We start from the raw sequence: 26,853 nt of genomic DNA on the forward strand, positions 1-26,853 counted from the left end.
AGCGTCACGTCACACGCCAGCATGGAGCCCTGCGAGAAACCGCCCAGCACGGTGCGCGCGTCGGTCACGCCGAGCGAGGCTTGTAGTGCGTCCAGCATCTCCACCACCACGTCGTGGGCGGAGGTGAGCCCGGGCGGAAGGTCGCCCGTGAGGTCGCGTGGCTGCCCGCTGGCGAACGCGCGCTCGATGGACGCCATGTCGATCTCCCACCAGGCGCGCGCGCCGTACATGCCCGGCAGCGCGTGCGGCGCCGCGGGGAAGGCGAAGCGCACCTCGCGCGGCACATCGAAGGCGCGGTAGAGGCCTACCAGGTCGTCGCCCGACGCGCCGAAGCCGTGCATGAGCACCACCAGCGGGCCGTCACCGCCACCGAGTCGGTCGGTGCCGCCAGCCAAGACCACATCCAAGGAACCGAATCGTTCGCGACGCATGGCGGGGGTATAGCGCACACTCCCGCTCATGCGCAGTCCGCACCGCCCGCTCCACGAACACCGCGTCTCCATCGGCCGTGGCCGCACGCTGGGCGCCGCCGAATTCGGAGACCCCAACGGCTTCCCGGTGCTGTGGTTCCACGGCACGCCGGGCGGTCGCCTGCAGGTGCCGCCAGATGGCCCAGCCTCAGCTGCGGCGCGTGGCATCCGCTTGTTCGGCGTGGAGCGCCCGGGTACCGGCTGGTCCACGCCCCACCGCTACGGGCACGTGCGCGACTTTGCCACCGATGTGCGCGCGCTGGCCGACAAGCTGGGCTTCGAGCGCTTCGCGGTGGCGGGGCTCTCGGGCGGTGGCCCCTACACGCTGGCCTGCGCCCACGACCTGCCGGACCGAGTGGTGGCCGCGGCCGTGGTGGGTGGCATCGGCCCCACCGCAGGGCCCGACGCCGTGCGTTCCTACACACGTGCCCTGCGTGCGCTCGGCCCGGCGCTCGCGCTCATCGCCGAGCCCATGGGCAAGCGGCTTCCGGGGCTGCTCGCGCCGGTGGTGCCCCACGCCGAGAAGGCCGTGCGCGCGTTTGCGCTCGTCGCGCCCAAGGCCGACCGGCCCATCCTGCGCGACCCGCTGTTCATGCAGGTGCTGGCCGGTGACTTGATCCACGTCATGGGCGACGGCCTCACGGCGCCCATGCACGACGCGCGGCTGTTCTCACGGGACTGGGGCTTCCGCCTCGAGCACATCCGAGTGCCGGTGCACTTCTTCCAGGGCGACGCCGACGGCATCGTGCCCGAGTCGCACGGGCACCATCAGGCGGGCCTGGTGCCCAACAGCGCGCTCACCATCCTGCGCGGCGGCGGCCACCTGGCGGGGTACGTGGACGCTGGCCGGGTGTTCGACACGCTGGTGCCGTTCATGCCGAGCCGGCCGGTGAGCCGGGTGGCCGGGCAGCCGGCGGAGTAGCCGTCGTTTGAAGGTGCTTCCGTCGCCGTCGCCGTCGCCGACAACGCTCAGGTCAACGTCCACGTGGGGGGAGCGTCTTCAGGGCGCGATGATCGGCGCGACGGCGGGGACGCGGGCGCCCGCCTCCACCCCCGGGACGGGCAGCAGCATCAGGAGCGTGAGCACCGTGAACACGAAGCCGAAGGCGAGCGCGCCGCGGAAGTCGCCCTCGGGCGTCCCATCGTTCTTCCATACGCGGTAGGCCGCGCCGGCGGCAATGAACAGCAGCAGCCCGTCGCGCACCACGGCGAAGCCGGCTAGCACCAGCACGAAGAGGGCGATTCGCTCGGGACGCGAGAGCGGCGCGAAGGCGCGGCCTCCGTCCAGCTGCCAGACGGGGATCAGGTTGAACAAGTTGATGAAGGCTCCCACGTGCACCAGCGCGGCCCAGATGGGCGAGCCCGTCAGCTGGTAGACGCCCAGGCAAGCGAGCGCCGCGCCCAGGCCCCACCAAGGGCCGCCGAGGCCGATGCGCGCGTCTTCCATCGGGGAGCGCGGGGCCTCTTTGAGCCGCACGAAGGCCCCCACGAAGGGGATGAACATGGGCGCGCTGGCGGCCAGGCCGGCGCGGCGCAGGGCCCACACGTGCCCCATCTCGTGCACGTAGATGCTGAGCACGAACCCGGCGGCGAAGGCCCAGCCCCAGATGCTCCAGTAGGCGCCGAAGGCCAGCAGCATGGACAGCAGGGTCTTCCACTTGGTGAAGCCCATGAGCAGCAGCTTGCCCTTGCTCAGGATCAACAGGAGCACCCCCTTGAACTTCCAGAGCATGAGCCCGAACACCCCCAGGGGCGCCAGCCACTTGGGCAGCTTCGACTCCTTGTGGCGGTCGTAGGCGTCGGGCCCGGGGCTCAGCTCGTCGGCGTTCTCGTCGGTGGGGCGCGCGGTGGCTTCGCCAGCAGCAGGCTGCCCGGGCGCGGTGAGCAGGGCGCTCAGCTCGGCCTCCAGCAGCGCGTGCTCGGGGTGGTCTTCAGGCACCAGTTGGACGGCGCGGCGCAGCGCCCCGATGGCCATCTCCGGGTCCTTGGCCATGCGCCCGATGCGCGCCCGCGTGCGCAGCTCGGCCACCTGCTCGGCATGCACCAGGGCCCCGCACTCGCAGACGCGGTCGTAGAGGGACCAGGAGGCACCACAGGCGCTGCAAGACTTGGCTGGCACGCAGGCGTTGTAGCGCGGCGGCGGCCCCGTGCGAGTGGCCCCGTTGCGCGCCGGGTAACGGTGCTTAGCTTGGCGACGCCTGTCTGACGCGCGGCGTTGGTGACCCGCAACAGATGGGGCGACCCGACACACTGGGCACGGCGCCACGCGCCGTGGATGGAGACACGAATGCGAATCGACCGCCTGACCACCAAGACCCGTGAAGCCCTCATCGCCGCGCAGCAGCTGGCTGCGGACAGAGGCCACCCCGAGGTCTACCCCGAGCACTTCCTCGTGGCCCTGCTGGCGCCCGCCGATGGCGTGGCCGCCGCGGTCCTGACCAAGGCGGGCAGCGACCCGAAGGCCGTGTCGGCCGAGGCCGCGCGGGCGCTCGGCAACAAGCCCACCGTGCAGGGGGGCGACGAGGCCAGCCTGTCACGGCGCGTGCGCGACATCCTGACCGAGAGCTGGAAGCAGACCGAGTCGTTCGGCGACGAGTACACGTCGGCCGAGCACGTGCTGCTGGCCATCACCAAGCTCGAGCCCAAGCTCCTGCCCGTGAACGAGAAGACGCTGCGCGCCGCCGTGGACCAGGTGCGCGGCAGCGCCAAGGTCACGGACGCGGACCCCGAGGGCAAGTACCAGGTCCTCGAGAAGTACACGCGCGACCTCACCGCCATGGCGCGCGCCGGCAAGATCGACCCTGTCATCGGGCGCGACGAAGAGATCCGCCGCGTGCTGCAGGTGCTCAGCCGCCGCACCAAGAACAACCCGGTCATCATCGGCGAGCCGGGCGTGGGCAAGACCGCCATCGTGGAGGGCATCGCCCACCGCATCGCGCAGGGTGACGTGCCCGAGGGGCTCAAGAACAAGTCGGTGCGCGCGCTCGACCTGGGCGCCCTCATCGCCGGCGCCAAGTTCCGCGGCGAGTTCGAGGAGCGCCTCAAGGCCGTGCTCAAGGAGCTGGAGGGGGCCGAGGGCTCCATCATTCTGTTCATCGATGAGCTCCACACCCTGGTGGGCGCTGGCGCGGCCGAGGGCTCCATGGACGCCAGCAACATGCTCAAGCCCGCCTTGGCGCGCGGTGAGCTGCGCTGCATCGGCGCCACCACGCTCAACGAGTACCGCAAGCACATCGAGAAGGACGCGGCCCTGGCGCGGCGCTTCCAGCCCGTGTTCGCCAACGAGCCGAGCGTGAACGACACCATCGGCATCTTGCGCGGGCTGAAGGAGCGCTACGAGGTGCACCACGGCATCCGCATCCAGGACAGCGCCATCGTGGCCGCGGCGATGCTCAGCAACCGGTACATCACCGACCGCTTCCTGCCGGACAAGGCCATCGACCTGGTCGACGAGGCCGCTTCCAAGCTGAAGATGGAGATCGACTCGCTGCCCGGCCCCATCGACCAGGTGCAGCGCAAGGTCATGCAGCTGGAGATCGAGCGGCAGGCGCTCAAGAAGGAGAAGGACGACGCCAGCAAGAAGCGCCTCGAGCTGCTGGAGTCCGAGCTGGCCGACCTGAACGAGCAGCGCAGCGCCATGCGCGCGCAGTGGATTCGCGAGAAGGAGGCCATCACCGAGATCCGCGAGAAGAAGGCGGACGTGGAGCAGCTGCGCATCGACCTCGAGCGCGCCCAGCGCGTGGCGGACTTCGACCTGGCGGCGCGCCTGCAGTACGGTGAGATCCCCGCGGCCGAGAAGGCCGTGAAGGCCGCCCAAGACGAGCTGAAGGCCGTGCAGAAGGACCAGAGCTTCCTCGAGGAGGAGGTCACCGAGGAACACATCGCTGCCGTGGTGTCGCGCTGGACGGGGGTGCCCGTGAGCAAGATGCTGGAGAGCGAGAAGGCCAAGCTGCTGGACATGGAAGAGCGGCTCGGCAAGCGCGTGGTGGGCCAGCACGAGGCCGTGGTGGCGGTGTCCAACGCGGTGCGGCGCTCGCGGGCAGGCCTCGGTGAGCCCAACCGGCCCATCGGCAGCTTCTTGTTCCTGGGCCCCACGGGCGTGGGCAAGACCGAGCTGGCGCGCGCGCTGGCGGAGTTCATGTTCGACGACGAGCGCGCCATGATCCGCCTCGACATGAGCGAGTACATGGAGAAACATTCCGTGTCGCGCTTGATCGGCGCGCCTCCCGGCTACGTGGGCTACGAAGAGGGCGGCCAGCTGACCGAGCCCGTGCGCCGGCGCCCCTACAGCGTGGTGCTCTTCGACGAGGTGGAGAAGGCCCACCCCGACGTGTGGAACGTGCTGCTGCAGGTGCTGGACGACGGCCGCCTGACCGACGGCCAAGGCCGCACGGTGGACTTCAAGAACGTGGTCATCATCCTGACCAGCAACATCGGCAGCCACTACATCCTCGAGAGCTCGGGCGACGGCGCCGACGAGAGCGCCATGCGCGAGGCGGTCACGCGCGAGCTGCGCGCGGCCTTCCGCCCGGAGTTCCTCAACCGCCTGGACGAGACGGTCATCTTCCACCGTTTGGACAAGCAGGAGATCGGCCACATCATCGACATCCAGCTGCAGCGCTTCGCGGGGCGCCTGAAGGAGCGCGACCTGGACCTCGAGCTCAGCGACAGCGCGCGCACCTTCCTGGGCAACGTGGGCTTCGACCCGGCCTACGGCGCGCGGCCCCTCAAGCGGGCCATCCAGAAGCACCTCGAGAACGGCCTGGCCGAGGCCATCCTGGCGGGGCGCTTCAAGCCCGGCCAGGTGGTGGTCGTGGACGCTCGCGACGGTGGGCTGGTGTTCGAGGCGCGCGATGGCGCGCCACGGGAGCGGAAGAGCAGCCCGCCGGTGGCGCAGGCCTGAACACAAGGTGAGACCGAGGACTCGGGATCCGAGAGGACCCGGGGTCCTCGGTGACCGGCCGCCATCGACCGTCCCGCAGCCTGCCGGGAGGGAGATCTTGATTCACGCGTGGTACTATTTATAATGGTACCCGTGCCCATCGAGATGCAGCCAGCGGAGGTAGTCCCAGCGTTCGACGAGTTGCTCGCCGCATGTGGACTCCAATTCACCGGAGTCATCATCGGCGGCTCTGCGCTCGTGCTGTTGGGCGTGGTTCAACGGACCACAGAAGACTGCGACATCCTTGACCCGGACATTCCGTCTGCCGTGCGGGAAGCAGCCGAGGCCTTCGCTGAACAGCGAGGAATCGACCGCGACTGGTTCAAACTGCAAGGCCCACGACTTCGTGACCATCGAAGGCTGCGTTCCGATGGGGTGGCGTGAGCGCTTGCGAAACGTGTTTCAGGGCAAGGCACTCCAACTCCAGACCCTTGGAGCGCAAGATCTGCTCTGCACCAAGCTCGTGGCGCTAATTGATCGCGGCACCGACTTCGACGACTGCGTGGCGCTCGGGCCCAGCGCGGAGGAGTTGGTGGCTGCTTGGCCGTTCGTGGCCGAGTACGAAGGCAATCCGGAGTCACGGGCCAAGCACTGGATTCCATTGGCAAGGAAGCAGCTGGAGCGGCTTGCCAAGAGGCTTGGGTACGATGTCGTTCTCTAGGACATCACCGGATCTGCTGACGGGCGACGCGCTGGACGAGGCCATCCGAGGAATTGGGCTGCGCCTCGGTCCCACGGCCGCAGGCTCGAGCGTTCCCGCAGACATAGAGCTCACGTTGGTCTCGGCTGTCGAGGACTCGTTGCCGACGGGCTATCGCACGCTCGGAGTGGTCACCGCGTGGCTCGAGGTGCACCACACACACGTGAACGTGCCGCGGTTGCTTTGACTCGTGGACCGGAGCGAGTTGGCCGCGGTGGCACGCGCATACTGGGCTGCCGTCGGCGCATGGCTCGGGCAACGCGACAAGCGCTGGCAGACGCTGGCTCGCGTGTACTCCGGTCCACCGGTCACGCTCGAAGACCCGGAGATCACAGCCATGCAGATAGCCCGTGTCGGTGAGGACCCACGCTTCGCTGGAACACCGCTGAGGATCCACGCGAAGCTGCTGCGCTCGCGGAGCGCGGACGTGGATACCCCCACCCAGCTCGCCGCGCGCCACCCGGGTTACCTCCGGCGAGTGCAGTTCGGAGCCAACCATCGCGCTGATGTATGGACCGCACTCGATGCCGACCCCGACGCCACACCTGCCGAGGTCGCTCGCCGCGTGGGGTGCGCCTACGAGACGGCCCGAAACATCGCCCAAGACTTCCACATCGTGAGCGACGTGGCGCGGGCCCGCTTTCCCGCGGCGGCACTTGCTGGTATCCCGCGCAAGTGAGCGTGTCTCGGCCCCCCACCCCACCGGACGACGTGCCCGATGACGCAGCCCTTCCCGCGCTGAGCGTGCCGGCTGCCGTGGCGCTCACGGCGCTGGGCTTCGCGCTCACCCACGCGCTGTTCTACGCGGCGGGCGCGCTTATCGCGTGGCGCGCCAACGGGCCACTCGGGGCGGGGCTCGAAACGGCCCACGCCGACGCGCTGGTGCACGGGCTCGCGCTGGCGTTCGGGTTGGGCACGGTCACGTTGCTCGTGATGCTACGGGGGCCGAGCACGCTGCGTCTGCGCGACCGCGTGGGCCTGGTGGCCGTGCCCCTCGGCGCGCTCGGCTGGGCGGCCCTGCTGGGCGTGAGCGTGCACGTGGCCGGCGCCGAACTGGTGAACGTCATGCGCGAGTGGTTCCCGCTACCACCCGCGCTCGCCATCGCGCAGCAGCGCCTGCTCACGCCCATGACGTGGCAGCAAGGGGTGGGCGCGGTGCTCGCGTTCGTGGCGCTGGCACCGCTCGCGGAAGAGGTGTTCTTCCGCGGCGTGGTGTTCCCCGGACTCACGCGCCGCTACGGGCACCCGTGGTTCTCGCTGCTGATCTCGGCGCTGCTGTTCGGCATCTCCCATGTGGAGCCGGTCGCCATCTTCTACGCCGCGTTGTTGGGCGCGGGCCTCGGGCTGCTCACGGTGCGCGCACGGTCCATCGTGCCGGCGCTGGTGGCGCACGCCGCGCACAATGCCGTGCCGCTCTTGCTGCCCGAGAGGCTCGTGCGCATCGAAGGGCTCAACACGCTGGGCGAGGCGAGCTACCATCTGCACCCGCTCGTCGTGCTGGCCGCGACGTTGAGCGCCCTGCTCGCCGCCCGTGCCCTGCACCACAGCCTCGAAGGCCCTCCCTGACACATGCCTGCCACTGACTCGGCTCCTCAATTGCCCAAGCTCGGCTTGTCCCTCCTCGGCGGAGGCATCACCGGCGCGATGTACAGCGTGGGCGTGCTGGCCGCGCTCGAAGATGGCCTCGAGGATTTCCGCGCCACCGAGCTGGACGCCTACGTGGGCGCGGGCACGGGCGCCGTGCTGGCCGTGGGGCTGGCGGGCGGCTTCACGGCGCAGCGCCTCTACCGCGCGCTGCTCAACCCGGCGGACGACCTCTTCCCCATGAAGCGCAACCACCTGCTGCGCATCGAGAAGCGGGAGCTGCGGCGCGCGTTCGGGGCCACGTTGATGGCCACCCAGAAGCTCTTCGGCAGCGTCACGCGCCGGCCCCTCGACGTGGACCTCTGGAACCAGGTGGACCGCTTCTTCGACGCGCTCCCCGCCGGCGTCCTGACCATGGACGCCTTCGAGCGCTTCCTGAACGACGTGGTGGACCGCCGCGGCATCCCCAGCACGCTGGACGCGTTCGAGCGGCCCTTGCGCATCATCGCCAACGACCTGGACGCGGGCACGCGCGTGGTGTTCGGCGAGACCCCGCACGAGACCATCTTCGTGACGCGCGCCGTGGTGGCTGCGTGTGCCGCGCCGGTGCTCTTTGCGCCCGTGGAGCACGAGGGCCGCGACTACATCGGCAGCCACGCGGGCGAGATGGGGCACGTGGACGTGGCGGCGCGCCTGGGCTGTGAGCACGTCCTGGTGATCAACCCGCAGGTGCCCATCCGGGTGGGCCCCGACAGCGACCGCGTGCAGCGCCTGCGCCACCGCGGGTTACTGTGGGTGTACTCGCAGAGCTGGCGCATGGTGGCCGAGGCGCGCCTGCTGCAGGGCCTCGAGCGCTTTCGCGCGCTGCACCCCGGGGTGGCGCTGCACCTGGTGGAGCCCGACCGCGACGACACCACCATGTTCACGCACTCGCCCATGAACTTTGCGGCGCGCCGAGAGATCCTCGAGGACGCCTACCGGCGCACCACGCTCTCGTTGCGCGAAGGGCGGCACCCGCTGCGCCTGGCGCTCGAAGCGGCGGGCCGGCGCGTGCGCACCATCCCCAGCTGAGGGCCGCGACGACGGCCACCGCTCAGGTTGCTTGACCCGCGCGCGCCGAACCACGGACGATGCGCGCATGCCATACCAGAAGCGCCTCGGACCCCTGGACCTCTCGTTCCTCGCCGCCGAGACGCGCGAGTCGATGATGCACGTGGGCGCGCTGCTGCAGTTCTCGCCGGTGGCCAAGGGCGCACGCGAGGACTTCCTGGTGGAGCTGATGGACGAGATCAAGCGCGACGCCACCATCGCGCACCCGTGGAACCTCAAGCTGCGCTTTCCGGAGCTGCTGGCCAGCCCACTGCAGACGTGGGTGGAGGACACGCACTTCGACGCGGAGTACCACGTGCGCCGCTCGGCCCTGCCGCGCCCCGGCGGGGAACGCGAGCTGGGCATCCTGGTGTCGCGCCTGCACAGCCACTCCATCGACTTCCACCGGCCGCCGTGGGAGGTGCACTTCATCGAGGGCCTCGGAAACGGGCGCTTCGCGCTGTACTTCAAGGTGCACCACTCGCTGGTGGACGGCTACACCGGCATGCGCCTGCTGTCGCGCTGCCTCTCGAGCGACCCGGAGGAACTGGACACGCCCATGTTCTTCGAGCGTGGCGTTCCTCCGCGCGCGCCCAAGGGCGAAGAGGCCGCGCCCACCCTGTCGGTGCTGCTGGAGCGCGCGCGCGAAGAGCTCATCGGAACGCGTGCGGCGGCCAACGCCCTCAGCCGCGTGTTCCGCGCAGGGCAGCGTCACGACCGCGACCTGATCGCGCCGCGTGAGGCGCCGCGCTCGGTGGTCAACCGCGCCATCGGTCGCAACCGCCGCTTCGCCACGCAACAGCTCGAGACCAAGCGCTTGCGCGACGTGGCGCAGGCGCTCGACGGCACGCTGAACGACGTGATCCTGGCGCTGTGTGCCGGCGCGCTGCGCCGCCTGTTGAGCGAGCAGGGCGCGCTCCCGACGGAGCCCATGACGGCCATGATCCCCGTGAACACGCGCCCGAAGGACGACCCTGGCGGCGGCAACGCGGTGGGCGCCGTGCTGGCCACGCTGGCCACGGACCTCGACGACCCGCTCGAGCGCTTCCACAACATCACCGCGTCCACGCGCCGCGCCAAGGAGCAGCTGGCGGGGCTGTCCCAGAACGCCATCCTGCAGTACAGCGCCATGATCATCGCGCCCGTGCTGTTCTCGCAGATCCCGGGTGCAGCCGAGCGCGTGCGCCCCGCGTTCAACATCGTGGTGTCCAATGTCCCGGGCCCGCGCGAGCACCTCTACTTCCGCGGGCACCGGCTGGATGCGTACTACCCGCTGTCCATCCCGTTCCACGGCTACGCGCTCAACATCACGGCCGTGAGCTACGGCGACACGCTCAACTTCGGGTTCACGGGGGACCGTGACGCGGTGCCCCACATGCAGCGGTTGGCGCTGTATGCCCGCGGCGCGCTCGAAGAGCTGGAGGCGTGCGTGGCGGCGCAGCAGACCTGACGTTGGGCGCCGTCGGCCAGCCCGCTGCTATCCTGCGGGCATGGAGATTCGCCCGGCGACCCCTGCTGACCTGCCGACCCTGCTGCCGCTGGTGGAGCGCTTCTGGGTGTTCGAGAAGCTCCCATGGGAGCAAGTGGACGTCCGCAGGGTGATGGGTGCCCTGCTCGCGGATCCGACGCTGGGGAGGGTGCTGATCGCCGAGCACGAGCAGCAGATCAGTGGATACCTCACGCTCACCTTCGGATACAGCATCGAGCACCGCGGCCGGGACGCGCTGGTGGACGAGCTCTACGTCGAGCCCGCCACACGAGGCCTGGGCACGGGCACGCTGCTGCTGGAAGCGGCCGCCGAGGTGTGTTGTGCGCTCGGGATCACACGCGTGCACCTCGAGGTGGACCACACCAACCCGCGCGCCCATGCGCTGTATGCGCGGCTCGGGTTCCGCGGGCAGGACCGCCAGCTGCTGACGCGCCCGCTCTGAGCCCGTGGCCCCGTGCCGCTCGGCCCTCAGCGCGGCAGGCGAACCACGTAGTCCGCGTCACGTGGACTGAGCACGCTCACCTCGATGCTGTAGTCACTGCGGTAGTGTTTGCAGGTCCCTTCGATGGTGCCGATGGGATAGAACTCGACCGGGCCCGCATAGTCGCGGTAGCGGATGGTCACGCCCGTGGGCGTCTCCTCGGACTCGACGCGCGGGCCCTTCAGCACCTGCGCGTAGAACGCACCCGACTTGCCGAGCGTGGACTTCGCTGTCCCGGTGAAGGCCAGCATCACGCTCCCGAGGCGGCTCTCGGCGAACTCCGTGAAGTCGTGGCTGGAGACCCGACGCATGGCCTCCGGCAACGCGACGCGGGGGTGCTGTGCGCGCCCCACGGCAGCCACCCAGCGGAAGTAGTCGGTCACAGGGTAGTCGCCGAAGGCCGAGTAGCGGTCGCCCGGCTGTGCATGCTGGAGCTGCGCCGCTTCGGCCGTCACGCCCAGGTACTTGGCCACCTCCACCACCCGCCGATAGAACATCCCCTTCACGGTGTCGCGCGAGGTCGCCGAGGCCAAGCGCGCCTCGAGGTCCAGGTTCGAGGTCAGCACCGACGTGGGTGTCACGAGGAAGGTGTGGGTAGCAGCCATGTCCCAGCGGGAGCATACGCGTGCCACGATGGAGACTGGCTGGAAAAATACCGTGCGCGAGGAGACGGCGCTTCGTGGTACCCATGCGAGGCGCGAGCCTGTGCGCACCACCTGCGAGGAACACGATGAAGCAACTTCGACTACTGGGAATCATGCTGGCTCTGATGGGGGTCGGCTGTGGCGAGGACGCTGGAGCAACGGGTCCGGCTGGCCCCGCTGGCCCCACCGGCCCCACCGGGCCGCAGGGCATCCAGGGTGAGCCAGGCCTCCAGGGTGATCCGGGCATTCAGGGCGACCCCGGCATCCAGGGCGACCCCGGCGTCTCCCCCGTCACGGCCTTCGTGGGCACGTGCGACACCGTCGTGGGCCCGTTCACTTGCACGGTCACCTGCCCCGGGGTGGGCGCCGTCGCGATGGCCAGCGGAGACTGGGACAGCACGGCAACGCAGGTCCAGTACGCGCTCTACCTGAACTCCGACAACCGCAAGGTCGATGACGTGGCCTCGTGGGAGTTCAACTTCGGCACCGAGGGTGTCGAGGTGGGCGTGCCCATCAACATGACCGTCATCTGCTTCACCCCGCCCACCTGAGCGTGACGGCGGGCAACGACGGCAAGCCGCAGACCCAGCCCGGACTGCTGCAGATCCTCGAGCAACTCGCGCCCGAGGATCTGCACCGTGACGTCTGGGCGGCCTGCATGGCGCCGCGCTGGTTCTTCGGGAACCGCTCCACCGACGCGCAGTCGAGCCGCCCGTTCTGGAAGATGGACCTCGAGGGCGTGGACGCGGTGGACCGCCTGTGGCGGCACGCGCAGCTCGAATGTGAGCGCCTGGCGGGGGCCCCGCTGATGGTGGCCCGGCAGTACGCCAACGGGCACACGTACGGCCTCGGCGGGCGGCCGCACTACGACGACCTGCGCGCCGGCACGTTCACCCTGCTGTACTACCCCATGCCCAAATGGGAGCCCGCCTGGGAAGGGGAGACCCTGTTCTTCACGCCAGCCGGCCACGTGGCCGCGGGCATCGCCATCGCGCCCAACCGCGCGGTGCTGTTCGACTTGCGCATGTCGCACTCGGCGCGCGCGCCCAGCCGGGACTGCCCCGAGCTGCGCGTGACGCTGGCGTTCAAGCTGGAGCCGGACCGCACGCGCTGACGGCGGGGCTCCTGCTCAGACCTCCGCCCAGCGGCGCAGCAAGTTGGAGTGGCTCTTGATGAGCAGGTCGTAGACGCGGCTCTTGCCCTCCGACGCGTGCACCAGCTCCATGGCCACGCTCAGGTCCCAGAGGGTCTCGCGCGCGGACTGCTCGCGCACGAAGCTCTGGATCCACCCCAGCACCACCAGCCGCTCGCCGTGAGTCACCTCGCGCACCTCGTGCAGCTGGCCCGTCGGGTACACCACCATGTGCCGCGCGGGCAGCTTCAGGCGTGCGTCGCCGCTGCCCGTCTCGAGGCACAGCTCGCCGCCCTCGTACTCTTTGGGCTGGCTGAGGAAGAGCGTGAACGACAGGTCGGCGCGAAGGGCCATGGGGCCGTCTTGCATGAGCGGCGCGTCCACGTGCTTCCCGTACCGCATGCCGGCGCGGTAGCGCGACAGCCGCAGCGAGTGCACCTGGCGGGGAATGGTGGCTGCCCGCAGCGCGCTGTGCCGCGAGAGCGCTGCGCCCACGATCTTGGCCACGTCGGCGCAGGCCGGGTCGGCCAGCATCATCTGCTCGTTCAGCTTGGTGCCGGCCAGCCGCTTGTTGGCGGTCTCGAGGCCCGAGACGAAGGTGGTGCGGCCCGCGATGGCGAGCAGCGCCTCGTGCTCTTCGGGCGTGATGACGTCGGGGAAGGTCTGCAGCATGACGCGCATGGTGCCGGCACGCGCGCCCGGGGTCGAGCGCTTCGCGTGCCGGCTGTGCGGGCAGGGGGGGCCCGCGGGGGGGGGGGGGGGGCGCCGGGGGGGGGGGGGGCCCGGGGCCCCCCCCGGGGGGGGGGGCCGGGGGGGGGGGGGGCGGGGGGGGGGGGGGGGCGGGGGGGGGGGGGGGGGGGGGGGGGGGCGGGGGGGGGGGGGGGGGGGGGGGGGGGGGGGGGGGGGCGGGGGGCGCCCCGGGGGGGGGGGGGGGGGGGGGGGGGGGGGGGGGGGGGGGGGGGGGGGGGGGGGGGGGGGGGGGGGGGGGGGGGGGGGGGGGGGGGGGGGGGGGCAGGGCGCCGCCGCGGGCCCTGGGCGGGCCCCCCCAGAGGGCGGGCCTGCGCACCCACCGAAGGCGGGGGGGGGGGGAGGCGGCCGGCGGCGTCCCACGCTGCGCGCCACCTGACGACGAGCCCACGTGGCGCCGGCGCTCGCCGGGCCCGGCGATGCCCGCGGCCTCAGCCCTGACGGATGATGGCCGCGGCCTTCTCGCCGATCATGATGCAGGGCGCGTTGGTGTTGCCGCCCGTGATCTGCGGCATGATGGACGCGTCCGCGACGCGCAGGCCCGTCACGCCGTGCACGCGGCACTTCGGGTCCACCACGGTGTCCTTGTCCCAGCCCATGCGGCAGGTGCCCACGGGGTGATACACGGTGGTGGCGCGCAGGCGCACCTCGTCGGCCAGCGCCTCGTCGCTCGCGGCGTGCGTGCCGGGCTGCAGCTCGTCGCCCAGCAGCCCGCGGATCTTGGGGCTGCTCATGATCTGGCGGCCCAGGCGCATGGCCGTCACCAGCAGCTTCATGTCGTCCGGGTGCTCCAAGTAGTGCGGGTCGAAGATGGGCGTGCCCTCTGGGTCGCTGGTGCGCAGCTTCACCTCGCCGCGGCTCTTCGGGTAGATGAGCGTGGGCATCAGGGTGAAGCAGTAGCCGTCGTCCACGTGCGGGCGGTCCGGGCCGTCCTGGTTCGGGTCGGGGTAGCCCCAGGGCAGCGTGTGGAACTGGATGTCGGGGATGGGCTGGTCCGGCGAGCTCTTGAGGAACGCGCCCGACTCGAAGACCGTGCGCCCGAACCAGGTGCCGCCGCGGCCCATGGTGCCCAGCGCCAGCTCCTTGAACATGCCGGCGAAGAAGTGCCCCGGCGAGCCACGATGCCCGCTGGTGGGCGCGCGGAAGGTCATGGGCACGAACAGGTGGTCGTGCAGGTTCTGGCCCACGCCGGGCAGCTCGTGCACCACCTCGATGCCCTGCTCGCGCAGGTGTGCTGCGGGGCCCACGCCGCTCAGCAAGAGCAGGTGCGGCGAGCCCACGGCGCCCGCCGCCAAGATGACCTCGCGCTTGGCGCGGGCGGTGAGCAGCGCGCGCTCCTGGCGGTAGCGCACGCCCACGCAGTGCTTGCCCTCGAACACCAGCTTGCGCACGTGCGCGCCGGTCTCGAGCGTGAAGTTGGGCCGCTTCAGCGCGGGCTGCACGAAGGCCTCGCCGGTGCCGTAGCGCAGGCCGTCACGGCAGTTCATCTGGAAGAGCGAGGGGCCGTGCTGCTCCTTGCCGTTGAAGTCATCCGTGCGCGGCACGCCGGTCACGTCGGTGACGGCCTCCATGAAGGCGCGCGAGACGGGGCTGATCTCGCGCTCGTCGTGCTTGCCGATCTTCACCGGGCCGCCGCGCCCGTGCCACGTGTTGGGCGCGTCGGGGTGGTCCTCGAAGGACTTGTAGTAGGGCAGCACGCCCTCGTAGTCCCAGCCGTCGGCGCCCATCTCGGCCCACTTGTCGTAGTTGGCCTTGTTGCCGCGCAGGTAGAGCATGCCGTTCACGGAGCTGCAGCCGCCCACGACCTTGCCGCGCGTCTGCGGCACCTTGCGGCCGTTCATGAAGGGCGCGGGCTCGGCCTTCACGCCCCAGTCCACCTTCTCCTTCAGCTCCTTCACCTGATGCAACAGGGAGATCATCCCGGGCACTTGCACCATCTTCTGGCGGTCGCTGCCACCGGCTTCCAGGAGCAGCACGCTCACGCTGGGGTCCTCGGCGAGGCGGGCGGCGATGACGGCCCCGGACGACCCGGATCCCACGACGATGTAGTCGAATTCACGCATGCGGTGCTGTCTCCTTGGCCGGCGCAGGTCCTGCGCGCCGCGCTCAGTGGGCGGCAATATACAACGTACACACCCACCCTCAACCCTTACCGTTCCGGGCGGAGTGCGACGCTTGGTGTAGCGGCTAGAGAGGGTGCGCGAGGCGCGCGCGGTGTATGCTCCGCGCCCTCGTGACCTGGTTCCAACGCGCCCGCATCCCGCTCGCCCTCTACGTGCTGACCGCCGGGGTGTACTGCGCCGTCTTGGGGCCACGCTTGCTCGAGACGTCGCCGGACAACCACTACGCGCACTTGGCGGAGGGTTTCCTAGAAGGGCGCTTGTCGCTCCCCGGTCGCCCGCCGGGCACCAACGACTGGGCTTGCTACGACACGCAGCTGCGTGGCCCCTGCCCGCCGGGCTTCTTCTTCCCGGGCGCCGAGCCGGGCCGCTACGTCTGGTACGTGTCGTTTCCGCCCTTCCCCGGCGTAGTGATGACGCCGCTGGTGGCGGTGATGGGCGTGGACGCGCCAGACAGGCTCTTCTGGGCGCTCATCGCGGGGCTCGGGCCCATGCTGCTGTTCATCACGCTGCGGCGCCTGCGCGAAGACGGGCTGAGCGAGCGCTCGCTGCGCGACGACCTGCTGCTCACGCTGCTCTTCGCGTTCGGGAGCGTGTTCTTCTTCGTGGCCGTGCAGGGCACCGTGTGGTTCGCGGCGCACGTGGTGGCCACCACGCTGCTGTGCTTGTACGTGCACTTCGGCCTCGGCGCGCGCCGGCCCGTGCTGGCCGGGCTCATGCTGGGGCTGTGCTTCCTCACGCGGCCCACCACGGCGCTCCTGGCCATCGTGATGGCGCTCGAGATCGTGCGCGTGGCACAGCGGGAGCGGGCCGCGACCGAGGCCGGTGAGAGCCCGCCGGCGGGTGCACTGGCCAGCTTGCGCAACCTGGACTGGCCGCGCGCGCTGCGCCTCGGGGCCCTGTTCAGCGCGCCCATCTTGGTGTGCGGCGCCGTGGCCATGTGGATGAACCAGGCGCGCTTCGACGACCCCTTCGAGTTCGGCCACTCGCTGCTGCAGATCAGCTGGCGCGGGCGCATCGAGAAGTGGGGCCTCTTCAACTACCACTACGTGGGCCGCAACCTCGCGGTGTTCACTTCGTCGCTGCCCTGGCTCACCGCCGAGCCGCCGCACTTCATCATCAGCCGCCACGGCCTCGCGCTGTGGGTGACCACGCCCGCGCTCCTGCTGCTGCTCTCGCCACTGCGCCAAAGCCCCGTGCTGCGGGCGCTCACGTGGGCGGTCATCCCCGTGGTGATCGTGAACCTCATGTACCAGAACAGCGGCTGGGTGCAGTTCGGGTATCGCTTCGCGCTCGACTACCTACCGCTGCTGTTCGTGATGCTGGCGCTCGGCGGGAGGCGCTTCGGCAAGCGCTTCATCGTGGTCGGGGTGTTCGCGGTGGCGCTCAACACGTTCGGGGCGGTCACGTTCGACCGAGCGCACCAGTTCTACGACGGGGACCGCACGCAGACGGTGCTGTTCCAGCCGGACTGACGCTCGCCGAGAGACTGACACGCACTCAGGCCGGAGGCAGATCCTTTCGCTGCGCCTGGGCGGCGATAACCCGCTGCACGTGCTCGTCGGTGGCGTTCGCGCGCGCATAGTCCAGCAGCGGGACCTTGGTCTCCACGATGCCTCCGGCGGCGAGCAGCAGGTCCAGGATGGCCACCGGGGGCAGCGGGTCGGGGTGCGAGACGGTGACTGCGGTGTGCAACGGGGTGTGGTCGTACGAGTCGCGGCGCGAGGTGCTGCCGCCGGCTGCGAGGAGCTTCGCCACGAGCGATGTGCGTCCGCGCGCCACCGCTAGGTGCAGCACCGTCGCGCCGTTGACGCTGGGCCCGTTGGGGTTCGCGCCACGCGCCAGCAGTAGGTCTTGTACGCGGTCGTCGCTGGACCACATGGAGCGAGCCAAGGCGGACCCGTACCTGTCCCTCGCGTTGGCGTTCGCGCCGGCGTCCAGCAGCAGCGTCACCGCGTCTGGCCGGTCGTGGTGGGCGGCCACGCACAGCGCCGCGTCCAAGTGCTCACGACCGAGGCCGCGAGCGGACGCATCGGCGATCAGCTCCGCGAGCCGGCGCACGGCCCCTTGCTCGGCAGCCGCGAGCAGCGCCTTGCTCAGCTGCGCGTCGCTCAGCTTCTTGGCCTTCTTCGCGGACGCGGCCGGCACCACGGGCGCGTGCTGCACGCTGCCTGGCGCGGGCCCCGGCGCGGGCGTGGGCAAGCGCTTCGGCACGTCGCTCAGGTCGAGGTCCGTCTGGCGGTTCCAGAGGCGCTTGGCCGTGGCCTTCTGCTCCGCCGCGAACGCGCGCGGCCCCAGCATCCCGAGACGCCGGCCCAGCCACACGTCGAAGCCGGGCGCGTCCACGCTCATGACGGGCACGTCGTCTTGGTCGAGCTCCAGCACCGGGTACTCGCCCTCGACGTCCGGATCGCCCAAGTACACGAAGCTGAGCGTGTCACTGCTGCGCTGCAGCGGCAGCACGCGCCCCGGGAACCGCGCCGCGATGGCCTCCGCATAGGCGGGCCAGAGCTCCCCTGCCCAGGCCTCGATCACCTCTCCCGCCGGCCGCGCGGCGAGCGCGCCGCCCTGGAACCAGCCCAGCTCGTGCGCCACCCAGGAGTGGTCGAGCGCCAGCAGCGCATGCATGGTGGGCGAGAGCGCCACGCCGGCGGCGACCTCGGCGGCGTGGAGCGCATCGCTCGCGAGCGGCTGGGCCTCCCCAATGGGCGAGTCGGGCGAAGCCAGCATCGCGACCAGCGCCTCCACCAACCCGCGACCACGCTCCTTCGGTGCCTTCATGCGTTGCGCAGTGTAGCGCGGCTCGCGCTGAGCAGAGGGTGCATCCGGGATGCCCGCCGCCGACGTTGCGGCCCGTGCGACGACAACGCTACGCTCTGCCGCATGGATCCCCTGCGCGCAGAAGAGATTGAGCGGTACCGGCGGCAGCCGAGCGCTGAGCGGCTGCTAGAGGCGCTGCAGGTGATGGCCGACGGCATCGCACTGAAGCGCGGGAACCTGCGGCGTCAGTTCCCAACGCTGAGCGAAGCCGAGATCGACGCGAAGCTGGACGCGTGGCTGCAGCGTGAGTGAAACAACGCCCCTCGGAGCGCTCCAGCATGCGGTGACGTCGCTCACGCGCACCGGGCGTGCGTTCGCGCTGGTGGGAGGCATCGCCGTGACCGTTCGCTCCGAGGTGCGCTTCACGCGGGATGTCGACCTCGCCATTTCCGTGCATGACGACGCGGACGCCGAGCAGCTCATCTTCTCGCTCCGCGACCAAGGCTACGTGGTCACCGCCACGGTGGAGCACGAGACGCAGCAACGGCTGGCGACCGCAAGACTTCGTGGACCATCCGCCGTCATCTGCGATCTGCTGTTCGCTTCGAGCGGCATCGAGCACGAGACGGTGGCGCGCGCCACGCTGCTCGAGGTCGCCCCTGGCCTCTCGGTTCCGGTCGCCCGCGTCGAGGAGCTGCTGGCCATGAAGGTGCTGGCCTCGGCCAAGCGGCGCCCCCTGGACGAGCTCGACATCATTCGACTGATCGAGTTCAACCCCGACTTCGACGAGGCGGCGCTCCGAGCGAATCTCGACCTCATCGCGGCGCGCGGCTACTCACGCGGCGAGGACCTCCACCAGAAGCTCGAGGCTTGCTTTGCACGCGCGCGAGAGGTGCTCGGCCCCTAGAGATGGTGAACGCGCTGGACGCTGGCTGTCTCAGATGGACACGCGGAACGTCCACGCCCACCGCGTGTCCTTGAGCCGCGGGTAGCGGTCCACCGAGACCTCGAGGCCGATCAGACGCGGGTGGAGGGACATCTGCACGCGGAAGCCGCCCGCAGGCTCGGGCAGGATCTGGACAGGAACCCCAACTCCGAATGAGAGGCTCGGGAAAATGATGACCGCGGAGGTCGCGACTTCCGCGAGTACGGCGACCACCAACACCTCGCGTCCGTCCGTCTCGACCAAGCCACTGAGCGACACCATGGTGGGCTCCACGACGAACGGGTGCTCATAGCCGCCGCGCAGCCACGCGCGGTCTCTGGCGACACGTCCCAGCCCAAGGAAGGGGCCTCCACGATTTCGGGGCCGGCTCGTGCGGACCGCCAGATCGGCGTGGATCGTCTGGCCGCCGACGGGCACGTGGATGCGCGTGGTCCGACCGTCGTGGCTTCGCTCGAAGTCCACGCCGTCGTCCGGACGGTCATCACTCAAATGCCACGAGCTGGGGTGAGTGACCACGATGACCAGCGGCAGGTCCGCAACCGCAGCGTCTTCGACGCGGATCGAGAGCCAGGGCGCTCCATACCATCGTGGCGTCGCGTACCGACCGACCACGGCGTGGCGCGCGAACGCCCCAGGGCACCCACTGTGCACGTTCCCCCAGCAGTCTGCGTTCCATGGTCGCCCGTGGAAGTGACTCTGCGAGGCCACGCTCTCCACCTCGACTTGGCGAGGCTGGCCTGGCGAGAGCTCGACGGCTAGTTCGTACCCCGCCCGCTCACCGTCGTCTTCCACCCCATCCAGGCGCACGACGGTCGGCATCTCGGTGAATGAGAACACCGCATCGACGGGGACGTCGCCCCGCGCGACGACCGTGAAGCGTGCCACGAACGCGCAGGTCGCCCCGTAGATCCCGTCTCGGCAGCGGGCCTCGAGATGCGTCAACGCGACCTCCACGCCCTCGGCTTCAGTCTCGAGGAGGGCGGGCGACAGCGGCTGCGCTCGTGCGCGCGCCGTCACGAGCAGCAACGCGCCGACCGCTGCCACGATGGCGATGGTCCAGCTCCGATTTCCCTCCGTCAGCTTCACGCCGTCAGTCTGCCACACCGTCGCGGCGCACTCCCACCGGCCTCAGTACTGGATGCTCGTCGCAATCTCCGCGAGCGGGATGAAGCCATGCCCCGCGAGGTTCTTGTCGTACGCAGCCAAGGCATCCGCGAAGCCCCGGTTGGCCTGCTGCAACGCAGGCTCCTCGAACCCGTAGTCCACGTCCGTGAGCTTCCGCAGCGGCCAGGGCCGCACGTAGAGCTCGTGCCACATGTACTGGCGCAGGCGGTCTTCCACATGCGTGAGGGCGGCCGCGTCGAACGTCTGCCCGCGCTTCTCGAACGGCGGCGGGACGCGCAGGCGCGTGGGCTTGTGCTCCATGGGGATGCCGTAGAACTCCCAGTGGTCCGCGCTGTGCACCACCGAGCAGTTCCACATGATGGTGGCCACGCGGAACGCCAGCTGCTCCTTGTCGAGCACGCCGTCGGCCGGCCCGAAGCCACGCGAGTAGTGCGCGCACTGCTTGGCCCACTCGCGCACGGCGTCGTCGAGCTCCATGTCGGCCAGCACCTCGCGCACGAAGGCGAGGATGACCTGGTGGTAGCCCGCCATGAACTCGAGGTACGCGTTGCGTTCGCGCTCGAGCAGGAAGCCGAAGTGATAGGGAGGGAAGGCCGCGTGCCCGGCCATGCCCGCGAACGAGTACTCGAAGAGCCGGTACTGCGAGCGCCCGCCACCGCTGAACGCGGTGTAGTACAGGCGCGGGTCGTTGTACCCGGGCCCGTTCTTGATGTGCAGCACCGAGTAGTCGAGCGGCACCTGCAGGTACATGTGCGGGTCGAGCAGCTTCCACACGCGATGCGTCTCCGGCAGGCACGTGCGCGTCACCGCGATGATGGCGTCCATCGGGAAGTGGCAGCGCGGGTGCGTGACGAAGAGCGACAGGTACGTGGCGCCCTGCAGCGCGTGCACCTTGGCGAGCTTCCACGCGCTGCCATCCGTGGGCAGGATGAGCTCACCCGGCTGGAACTCGCGGTCCACCATGGCGATGCCCAGCACCTCGAACTCTGCCGGCGACACCTCGCGGAAGTAGCAGACCGAACCCGCGCAGTGGAGACCGGGGAAGGCCTCCACCGTGCTCACGGGCGAGAGGTCCGACTTCCACACGGAGCGGGCGTCGATGCCGTGCGCGGCCAGCAGTCGGAGGTCCGCGTCGTCCAGCTCCCGCGTCAGGAAGTAAGAGTAGACCGAGTGCGTGAGGTGACGGGTGAAAGTGGCGTCGTCGGGGCAGTCGAGGTGCGGCGTGCCCTTCAGGTAGGTGATGGCGGCCAGCCACGAGTAGGTCACCTGCCGCTGGAAGCGGCTCACGATCTGCGCGAGGAACTCCTGCTTCTCCTCCGCGGGCACGTGCAGCACGGCCGGCGGCATCTTGTCGGAGATGGGCGACGGCTGCGGCCACGCGCGGTCGGTCTTGAACCGCACCATGGGCGACTTGCGCAGCCAAGGGTACGGCACGCCCCACTCGCGGTAGAGGCTGACGCGCAGCGAATGCACCACGCCAGACACGACGTGCGCGACGATCTCGGTCGTCTGGCTCATGCGCGGCAGCTGCTCAGGGAGCGCCGAGGAAGTTCGTCGCGGGTGAGCTCTCGTCGGCGCCCTGGAAGAAGTCCTGCAGCACGGCGCGAATGTCTTCCACACCCATCAGGCCGTCGCGGTGGGCGGACAGCGCGGCCCACCTCTCGGTGGCGCCCTCCTCGCCGATGCGCAGCACGCGGGAGAACTGCACGTAGTCGTCGGTGTCGTTCTTCCCGTCGCCGTCGTGATCCAGGATGGTGCACGTCATCTGCGTGATGGCGCCGATGATCTGCTCGTAGAGCGCGGCGTCCTTCATGAGGTTCTCTTGGAAGCCGAGGAACTCCTCGAGCGTGACCTTGCCGTCCTGGTTGTGGTCCGCCATCTGGATGATGCCGCCGTACCAAGCGCGGTAGGCCGCCTCGAGCGTCGCGAGGTGCGCGGGCTCCGCTCGCCCGGCGCTCTCGGTGGCGTGGCGGCCGACCACTAGCTCCACGTCCTCGGCGTCGAGGGCGCCGTCGCTGTTGATGTCGAGGGCGTTGAACATCCGAGTGAACTTCCGGACTTGGAAACTGGTGAGCATGGGGCTGACTCCTGATCTGACGCTGTGAGAGGAAGCGTCAGCCACCGCTGCTACGCAATTTTCCAGTACGTCAGGAGCGCCCGGCGCGTCAACACATACCGCGGAACCGGGCGGATTAGGCCGCTGGCGCCGGGATGGACGGGCGCGGCGCCTGCGCCACCTGCGCGTGCTGCACGGGCAGCGTGGCCGCGCGCCAGCGACGCGTGCCCTCCACCAGCTTGCCGCGCGTGGGCGCCCCGTTGAAGGTGAGCCGCGTGACGCCGTGCGTGCTGCCGCTGACCACCGCGGGGAACGCGTAGCGCACGTCGGCCACGGGGTCTTCCACCTCCACCAGCACGGAGGCCCCCACCGCGGGAGAGACCCGCATGCGCGCCTCGAGGCCGCTGCCCGACACGTGCTTCACGTGGGCCACGTGGAAGGCGCCGGACACCGCCACGCGCACGTTGCCGGGCACGCGCACCTGCGGCGACGCCAGCTCACCGCGCGTTTCCGCGCGCTCTCCGCGCAGCAGCTGACCGAGACCGAGGAGCAGCGCCTGCTCGGTGAGCCCGAGGGTCTCGCCGCTGCGCTCGCGCGCGCTCAGCCGTTGATGGTCGTAGATCAGGTCGAAGAGCGAGTGCATGAAGCCTCCAACGCGGGTTGATACCGAAAACTTTCAGCAACCCCCGTGCCACCCGCTGATTTGTGCGGCGTGGTGCAAAAAGCTCACGATCTGGGCCGTCACGGTGTGGCGCCCATGACACGGATGTCGCGATCGCCCGTGTGTTGCGTAACCCACCGTTGGAGAGCGTCACACACGCTGCTACACCGGCGACGTGGATCTCTTCGATCACAGCGCCACCAAGAAGGGCCCCCTGGCCGACCGCATGCGGCCCGAGCGCTTCTCGGAGCTGGCCGGTCAGCCGCATTTGTTCGGGCCGGACAAGCTGCTGGCGCGCCTGATCCGCGCGGACCGGGTTCCGTCGCTGATCCTCTGGGGGCCGCCCGGCACCGGCAAGACCACCACGGCCGAGGTCATCGCGCGCGAGACGTCGGCCAGCTTCGAGGCGTTCAGCGCGGTGCTGGGAGGCGTGGCCGACCTGCGCAAGATCCTGGGTGCGGCACGTGAGCGAGCGCGCGTGTACGGCAAGCGCACCATCTTGTTCGTGGACGAGATCCACCGCTTCAACAAGGGGCAGCAGGACGCGCTCCTGCCGCACGTGGAGGACGGCACGGTCACGCTGATCGGGGCCACCACCGAGAACCCCAGCTTCGCGGTGAACGCCGCGCTGCTCAGCCGCGCGCGCGTGTTCCGCTTGGAGCCGCTGGGCGTGTCCGACCTCGAGCAGCTGCTGGGGCGTGCGCTGCGCGACTCGCGGCGGGGCCTCGGCGAGCTGAACCTCGAAGCCGAAGACGGCGCGCTGCACGCCATCGCGGAGCAGGCCCACGGTGATGCCCGGCGGGCGCTGTCGGTGCTGGAGGTGTGCGCGGATCTCGCCCACGCCAGCGGAAGCAAGCTGCGCGTGGACGACGTGCAGCAGGCGCTCTCGAGCAAGACGCTGCTCTACGACAAGAGCGGCGAGGAGCACTACAACGTCGTCAGCGCGTTCATCAAGTCCATGCGCGGCAACGACCCGGACGCGGCGGTCTACTGGCTGATGCGCATGCTGGAGGCCGGCGAGGACCCGCGCTTCGTGCTGCGCCGCATGCTCATCTTCGCGAGCGAGGACATCGGCAACGCCGACCCACGCCGCGCTCGAGCTGGCCGTGGCGGCCGACCAGGCCTTCGCGCGCCTGGGCACGCCCGAGGGCATGTTCGCCATCGCCCAGTGCTGCACCTACTTGGCGTCCGCGCCCAAGTCGAACGCCAGCTACGAGGCGTGGACCAGCGCCCAGGCCGACGTGCGCGAGCGCGGCGCCCTGCCCGTGCCGCTGCGCCTGCGCAACGCGCCCACCGCCGCCATGAAGGAGTGGGGCTACGGCGAGGGCTACCGCTACCCGCACGCCGAAGGCGGCCACGCTGCCGGCGAGTCGTACCTGCCCGACGAGCTGGTGGGAAAGCGCTACTACCGGCCGCGGGCTGAAGGCCTCGAGACGCGCATCGCGAGCCGGCTGGCGCGCCTGCGTGGGGAGCTGCCAGCGGGTGGTGGCGGCGGAACGGGCGACGACGAGAGTCAGGGCTGAGCCGTCCTCACTCGGGGCCGATTGTGGCTGCCGACGATCGGTGAGACGCTGCCCTCAGGTTCCCGTGCGGCGAACCGAGAGCCCCGTCGATCCCCTTCACCTTGGTGCGACGGGGCTCGCCCATTCCGTCGGCGGGAGGCCGCGCGGTCTTCGGTGTAGAGTGCGCACGTCATGGCCCACCCTCTCGCTGGAAAGCCCGCGCCCGCGTCCATCTTGGTGGACGTGCCACGCCTCGTGTCGGCGTACTACACGCGTCGCCCCAACATGGACGACCCGGCCGAGCGCGTGTCGTTCGGCACCTCGGGGCACCGTGGGTCTGCGCTGCGAGGCTCGTTCAACGAGGCGCACATCATCGCCATCTCGGCGGCCATCGTGGAGCGGCGCGCGGCGGACGGCGTCACCGGGCCTTTGTACCTGGGCATGGACACGCACGCGCTCTCGACGCCCGCGCTGCACACGGCGCTCGAGGTGTTCGCAGCCGCTGGCGTGCTCGTGTGCATCGACGCGGCCGACGGCTATGCGCCCACGCCCGCCATCTCGTTCGCCATCTTGGAACACAACCGCGGGCGCAGCAGCGGGCTGGCCGACGGCGTGGTGGTCACCCCCTCGCACAACCCGCCCGAGGACGGCGGCTTCAAGTACAACCCGCCCAACGGTGGGCCCGCGGGGGGCGACGTCACGCGCGCCATCGAAGACCGCGCGAACGAGCTGTTGCGAAGCGGCGTTTCGCGCGTGCCCCGCGTGAGCCTGGCTCAGGCGCTGCGGGCCGAGACCACCGCGCGCCACGACTACGTCACGCCGTATCTCGCGTCCCTCGAGCAGATCATCGACATGCAGGCCATCGCGAGGGCGGCGCTGCGCATCGGCGTGGACCCCATGGGCGGCGCAGGCATCGCCTACTGGGCGCCCATGGCCGAGCGCTATGGGCTCGACATCACGGTGGTGAACCCGCGCGTGGACCCCACCTTCGCGTTCATGGCCGTGGACAAGGACGGCAAGATCCGCATGGACTGCTCGTCCCCCTACGCCATGGCCAACCTCGTGGCGCTGAAGGACGACTACGACATCGCGTTCGGCAACGACACGGACTACGACCGGCACGGCATCGTGACGCGGAGCGTGGGCCTCATGAACCCCAACCACTACCTGGCCGTGGCCATCCACTACCTGTTCCAGAACCGCCCGGGCTGGGCGGGCAAGAAGGTGGGCAAGACGCTGGTGTCGAGCGCCATGATCGACCGCGTGGCCGCGTCGCTGGGCGCGCCTCTCCACGAGGTGCCGGTGGGCTTCAAGTGGTTCGTGGACGGGCTGGTGAGCGGCGAGCTCGGCTTCGGCGGCGAGGAGAGCGCTGGCGCCTCGTTCTTGCGCATGGACGGCTCTGTGTGGACCACCGACAAGGACGGAATCATCCTGGATCTGCTGGCCGCGGAGATCACCGCCAAGACGGGCAAGGACCCGGGTCTGCACTACCGCGCGCTCGAGCAACAGCACGGAGCCCCGCTCTACGAGCGCCTGGACGCGCCGGCCAACCGAGAGCAGCGCGCCATCCTCGGGCGGCTCTCTCCCGAGCAAGTGCGCGCCGAGACGCTGGCGGGCGAGCCCATCGTGGCCAAGCTCACGCGTGCGCCGGGTAACGGCGCGGAGATCGGCGGGCTCAAGGTGGTCACCGAGAACGGCTGGTTCGCGGCGCGGCCCTCCGGCACCGAGGACGTCTACAAGATCTACGCGGAGAGCTTCCGCGGGCGTGAGCACCTGAGCGCCATCCAAGAAGAGGCACAGGCCATCGTGAAGGCCGCGTTCGAAGCGAGCTAGCCCGGCGCAGGCGCGACGGCGCGGCGACGCTCACGCAGGGCCTCGATGACGAGCGCGAGCAGCACCACCAGGGGCGGGATGCCGTAGATCCCAGGCACGATCCAGAGCACCAGCACCCAGGTGAAGAGCGCGTCGTCGCCCGAGTAGCCGAGCGGCAGCGGGCTGAGCAGGGCAAGCGTGGTCACGCCGAGCGCGAAGTCGGTGGAGCGCAGCGGGGCCACGCGCTGACCCACGCGAAACGCCACGAGGAACACCGTGAGGAAGCTCGCGCCGAAGAAGGCGACGCCCGGGAGGAACCACTCGCCCACGTCGACCTCGCCGCTGGCGAAGTAGAGCGAGGCGAGCCCGAGCACCAGCGAGGTGCCCGCGAGCGCTGCCGGCGCTGCCAGCGTGATGGGGACCTCACGCCGGGCGAGGCGCACGAGGCCCGCGACCAGCGCGTAGCCCACCGCGACGGCGAGTGGCGTGACCAGCAGGACCACGGTGCTGGCTTCGTAGCCGTTGGGCACGCAACCGCTCAGCGTGGCGCCCAACCACAGGGCGAACAGCGGTGTGACCTTCGTCATGGCGGC

General features: G+C 70.3%; 27 protein-coding genes and 1 pseudogene. 17 read left to right on the forward strand and 11 right to left on the reverse strand.

Annotated elements, in window-relative coordinates:
- A partial coding sequence (locus IPI43_32555; protein MBK7778792.1) for a hypothetical protein occupies window positions 1-431 on the reverse strand: 431 nt, incomplete at its 3' end.
- 28 nt (window positions 432-459) lie between these two features.
- Between IPI43_32555 and IPI43_32560 the strand changes: the two genes are divergently transcribed.
- Entirely contained in the window at window positions 460-1,392 is a 933-nt protein-coding gene (locus IPI43_32560) for an alpha/beta hydrolase (GenBank protein ID MBK7778793.1), read from the forward strand.
- 78 nt (window positions 1,393-1,470) lie between these two features.
- On the opposite strand, the gene IPI43_32565 is transcribed toward IPI43_32560, so the two are convergent.
- Window positions 1,471-2,589, reverse strand: coding sequence for a site-2 protease family protein (locus tag IPI43_32565; GenBank protein ID MBK7778794.1), 1,119 nt, complete (start codon window positions 2,587-2,589; stop codon window positions 1,471-1,473).
- 168 nt (window positions 2,590-2,757) lie between these two features.
- On the opposite strand from IPI43_32565, the gene clpB reads away from it, so the two are divergent.
- From clpB to IPI43_32610, 9 genes are all read left to right on the forward strand, one after another.
- Entirely contained in the window at window positions 2,758-5,373 is a 2,616-nt protein-coding gene (gene clpB / locus IPI43_32570; protein MBK7778795.1) for an ATP-dependent chaperone ClpB, read from the forward strand.
- A 132-nt stretch (window positions 5,374-5,505) separates the two neighbouring features.
- Window positions 5,506-5,796, forward strand: a complete 291-nt coding sequence (locus tag IPI43_32575) for a hypothetical protein (GenBank protein MBK7778796.1) — start codon at window positions 5,506-5,508, stop codon at window positions 5,794-5,796.
- On the forward strand, window positions 5,759-6,073 hold the full coding sequence (locus tag IPI43_32580) for a hypothetical protein (GenBank protein MBK7778797.1): 315 nt from the start codon (window positions 5,759-5,761) through the stop codon (window positions 6,071-6,073). Before IPI43_32575 ends, IPI43_32580 begins: the two co-directional genes overlap by 38 nt.
- Window positions 6,060-6,299: a hypothetical protein gene (locus tag IPI43_32585; GenBank protein MBK7778798.1), complete on the forward strand. Its 240-nt coding sequence runs from the start codon at window positions 6,060-6,062 to the stop codon at window positions 6,297-6,299. Before IPI43_32580 ends, IPI43_32585 begins: the two co-directional genes overlap by 14 nt.
- 27 nt (window positions 6,300-6,326) lie before the next feature.
- The gene (locus tag IPI43_32590; GenBank protein MBK7778799.1) at window positions 6,327-6,791 is read left to right on the forward strand and encodes a hypothetical protein; all 465 of its coding nucleotides are present in this window, start codon (window positions 6,327-6,329) and stop codon (window positions 6,789-6,791) included.
- Complete coding sequence (locus IPI43_32595) at window positions 6,788-7,678, forward strand: CPBP family intramembrane metalloprotease (protein ID MBK7778800.1); 891 nt, start codon at window positions 6,788-6,790, stop codon at window positions 7,676-7,678. Before IPI43_32590 ends, IPI43_32595 begins: the two co-directional genes overlap by 4 nt.
- Before the next feature lie 3 nt (window positions 7,679-7,681).
- A complete protein-coding gene (locus IPI43_32600; GenBank protein MBK7778801.1) occupies window positions 7,682-8,767 on the forward strand; it encodes a patatin-like phospholipase family protein in 1,086 nt (361 codons plus the stop codon).
- Between the two features lie 67 nt (window positions 8,768-8,834).
- Window positions 8,835-10,235 (forward strand): wax ester/triacylglycerol synthase family O-acyltransferase, encoded by a 1,401-nt coding sequence (locus IPI43_32605; GenBank protein ID MBK7778802.1) that lies wholly within the window; start codon window positions 8,835-8,837, stop codon window positions 10,233-10,235.
- 40 nt (window positions 10,236-10,275) lie between these two features.
- Window positions 10,276-10,716: a GNAT family N-acetyltransferase gene (locus tag IPI43_32610; GenBank protein MBK7778803.1), complete on the forward strand. Its 441-nt coding sequence runs from the start codon at window positions 10,276-10,278 to the stop codon at window positions 10,714-10,716.
- Between the two features lie 26 nt (window positions 10,717-10,742).
- Here the strand turns inward: IPI43_32610 and IPI43_32615 are convergent, their stop codons facing one another.
- Window positions 10,743-11,360, reverse strand: coding sequence for a DUF2378 family protein (locus tag IPI43_32615; GenBank protein ID MBK7778804.1), 618 nt, complete (start codon window positions 11,358-11,360; stop codon window positions 10,743-10,745).
- An 83-nt stretch (window positions 11,361-11,443) separates the two neighbouring features.
- On the opposite strand from IPI43_32615, the gene IPI43_32620 reads away from it, so the two are divergent.
- A complete protein-coding gene (locus tag IPI43_32620; protein MBK7778805.1) occupies window positions 11,444-11,950 on the forward strand; it encodes a collagen-like protein in 507 nt (168 codons plus the stop codon).
- Window positions 11,951-11,952: 2 nt separating this feature from the next.
- Entirely contained in the window at window positions 11,953-12,513 is a 561-nt protein-coding gene (locus tag IPI43_32625; GenBank protein MBK7778806.1) for a hypothetical protein, read from the forward strand.
- 15 nt (window positions 12,514-12,528) lie between these two features.
- On the opposite strand, the gene IPI43_32630 is transcribed toward IPI43_32625, so the two are convergent.
- The gene (locus IPI43_32630; protein MBK7778807.1) at window positions 12,529-13,203 is read right to left on the reverse strand and encodes a Fe2+-dependent dioxygenase; all 675 of its coding nucleotides are present in this window, start codon (window positions 13,201-13,203) and stop codon (window positions 12,529-12,531) included.
- 506 nt (window positions 13,204-13,709) lie between these two features.
- Window positions 13,710-15,341 carry a GMC family oxidoreductase N-terminal domain-containing protein gene (locus IPI43_32635; GenBank protein MBK7778808.1) on the reverse strand — a complete coding sequence of 544 codons (1,632 nt, stop codon included), beginning with the start codon at window positions 15,339-15,341 and terminating at the stop codon, window positions 13,710-13,712.
- A 170-nt stretch (window positions 15,342-15,511) separates the two neighbouring features.
- On the opposite strand from IPI43_32635, the gene IPI43_32640 reads away from it, so the two are divergent.
- Window positions 15,512-16,873, forward strand: a complete 1,362-nt coding sequence (locus tag IPI43_32640; protein ID MBK7778809.1) for a hypothetical protein — start codon at window positions 15,512-15,514, stop codon at window positions 16,871-16,873.
- A 25-nt stretch (window positions 16,874-16,898) separates the two neighbouring features.
- On the opposite strand, the gene IPI43_32645 is transcribed toward IPI43_32640, so the two are convergent.
- A complete protein-coding gene (locus IPI43_32645; GenBank protein ID MBK7778810.1) occupies window positions 16,899-18,179 on the reverse strand; it encodes an ankyrin repeat domain-containing protein in 1,281 nt (426 codons plus the stop codon).
- Window positions 18,180-18,281: 102 nt separating this feature from the next.
- Between IPI43_32645 and IPI43_32650 the strand changes: the two genes are divergently transcribed.
- Together IPI43_32650 and IPI43_32655 are read left to right on the forward strand one after the other, a co-directional pair.
- Window positions 18,282-18,470 (forward strand): hypothetical protein, encoded by a 189-nt coding sequence (locus IPI43_32650; protein MBK7778811.1) that lies wholly within the window; start codon window positions 18,282-18,284, stop codon window positions 18,468-18,470.
- Window positions 18,463-19,065 carry a nucleotidyl transferase AbiEii/AbiGii toxin family protein gene (locus tag IPI43_32655; protein ID MBK7778812.1) on the forward strand — a complete coding sequence of 201 codons (603 nt, stop codon included), beginning with the start codon at window positions 18,463-18,465 and terminating at the stop codon, window positions 19,063-19,065. The genes IPI43_32650 and IPI43_32655 overlap by 8 nt, the downstream gene beginning before the upstream one ends.
- Window positions 19,066-19,095: 30 nt before the next feature.
- Here the strand turns inward: IPI43_32655 and IPI43_32660 are convergent, their stop codons facing one another.
- The 4 genes from IPI43_32660 to IPI43_32675 all read right to left on the reverse strand — a co-directional run bounded on the left by IPI43_32660 (window position 19,096) and on the right by IPI43_32675 (window position 22,928).
- On the reverse strand, window positions 19,096-20,190 hold the full coding sequence (locus tag IPI43_32660; GenBank protein ID MBK7778813.1) for a hypothetical protein: 1,095 nt from the start codon (window positions 20,188-20,190) through the stop codon (window positions 19,096-19,098).
- A gap of 42 nt (window positions 20,191-20,232) precedes the next feature.
- Window positions 20,233-21,747, reverse strand: coding sequence for a hypothetical protein (locus IPI43_32665; GenBank protein MBK7778814.1), 1,515 nt, complete (start codon window positions 21,745-21,747; stop codon window positions 20,233-20,235).
- Window positions 21,748-21,760: 13 nt separating this feature from the next.
- The gene (locus IPI43_32670) at window positions 21,761-22,270 is read right to left on the reverse strand and encodes an EF-hand domain-containing protein (protein MBK7778815.1); all 510 of its coding nucleotides are present in this window, start codon (window positions 22,268-22,270) and stop codon (window positions 21,761-21,763) included.
- Between the two features lie 151 nt (window positions 22,271-22,421).
- A complete protein-coding gene (locus IPI43_32675; protein ID MBK7778816.1) occupies window positions 22,422-22,928 on the reverse strand; it encodes a hypothetical protein in 507 nt (168 codons plus the stop codon).
- 244 nt (window positions 22,929-23,172) lie between these two features.
- On the opposite strand from IPI43_32675, the pseudogene IPI43_32680 reads away from it, so the two are divergent.
- Window positions 23,173-24,469, forward strand: a pseudogene (locus IPI43_32680) (replication-associated recombination protein A).
- 171 nt (window positions 24,470-24,640) lie between these two features.
- Entirely contained in the window at window positions 24,641-26,281 is a 1,641-nt protein-coding gene (locus tag IPI43_32685; GenBank protein MBK7778817.1) for an alpha-D-glucose phosphate-specific phosphoglucomutase, read from the forward strand.
- On the opposite strand, the gene IPI43_32690 is transcribed toward IPI43_32685, so the two are convergent.
- Window positions 26,278-26,847, reverse strand: coding sequence for a hypothetical protein (locus tag IPI43_32690; GenBank protein ID MBK7778818.1), 570 nt, complete (start codon window positions 26,845-26,847; stop codon window positions 26,278-26,280). The two genes, IPI43_32685 and IPI43_32690, sit on opposite strands and share 4 nt — an antisense overlap.
- Between the last annotated feature and the right edge of the window lie 6 nt (window positions 26,848-26,853).

This window comes from Sandaracinaceae bacterium (genome assembly GCA_016706685.1).
Taxonomy (GTDB): domain Bacteria; phylum Myxococcota_A; class Polyangia; order Polyangiales; family Houyiibacteriaceae; genus JADJJE01.

Bases quoted from the DNA above. Each gene is read 5' to 3' on its own strand.
- IPI43_32675 (MBK7778816.1), bottom strand. From the start codon at position 22,928: ATGCACTCGCTCTTCGACCTGATCTACGACCATCAACGGCTGAGCGCG.
- IPI43_32585 (MBK7778798.1), top strand. From the start codon at position 6,060: ATGTCGTTCTCTAGGACATCACCGGATCTGCTGACGGGCGACGCGCTG.
- IPI43_32605 (MBK7778802.1), top strand. From the start codon at position 8,835: ATGCCATACCAGAAGCGCCTCGGACCCCTGGACCTCTCGTTCCTCGCC.
- clpB (MBK7778795.1), top strand. From the start codon at position 2,758: ATGCGAATCGACCGCCTGACCACCAAGACCCGTGAAGCCCTCATCGCC.
- IPI43_32670 (MBK7778815.1), bottom strand. From the start codon at position 22,270: ATGTTCAACGCCCTCGACATCAACAGCGACGGCGCCCTCGACGCCGAG.
- IPI43_32665 (MBK7778814.1), bottom strand. From the start codon at position 21,747: ATGAGCCAGACGACCGAGATCGTCGCGCACGTCGTGTCTGGCGTGGTG.
- IPI43_32685 (MBK7778817.1), top strand. From the start codon at position 24,641: ATGGCCCACCCTCTCGCTGGAAAGCCCGCGCCCGCGTCCATCTTGGTG.
- IPI43_32615 (MBK7778804.1), bottom strand. From the start codon at position 11,360: ATGGCTGCTACCCACACCTTCCTCGTGACACCCACGTCGGTGCTGACC.
- IPI43_32650 (MBK7778811.1), top strand. From the start codon at position 18,282: ATGGATCCCCTGCGCGCAGAAGAGATTGAGCGGTACCGGCGGCAGCCG.
- IPI43_32635 (MBK7778808.1), bottom strand. From the start codon at position 15,341: ATGCGTGAATTCGACTACATCGTCGTGGGATCCGGGTCGTCCGGGGCC.
- IPI43_32610 (MBK7778803.1), top strand. From the start codon at position 10,276: ATGGAGATTCGCCCGGCGACCCCTGCTGACCTGCCGACCCTGCTGCCG.
- IPI43_32620 (MBK7778805.1), top strand. From the start codon at position 11,444: ATGCGAGGCGCGAGCCTGTGCGCACCACCTGCGAGGAACACGATGAAG.
- IPI43_32630 (MBK7778807.1), bottom strand. From the start codon at position 13,203: ATGCTGCAGACCTTCCCCGACGTCATCACGCCCGAAGAGCACGAGGCG.
- IPI43_32690 (MBK7778818.1), bottom strand. From the start codon at position 26,847: ATGACGAAGGTCACACCGCTGTTCGCCCTGTGGTTGGGCGCCACGCTG.
- IPI43_32560 (MBK7778793.1), top strand. From the start codon at position 460: ATGCGCAGTCCGCACCGCCCGCTCCACGAACACCGCGTCTCCATCGGC.
- IPI43_32600 (MBK7778801.1), top strand. From the start codon at position 7,682: ATGCCTGCCACTGACTCGGCTCCTCAATTGCCCAAGCTCGGCTTGTCC.
- IPI43_32645 (MBK7778810.1), bottom strand. From the start codon at position 18,179: ATGAAGGCACCGAAGGAGCGTGGTCGCGGGTTGGTGGAGGCGCTGGTC.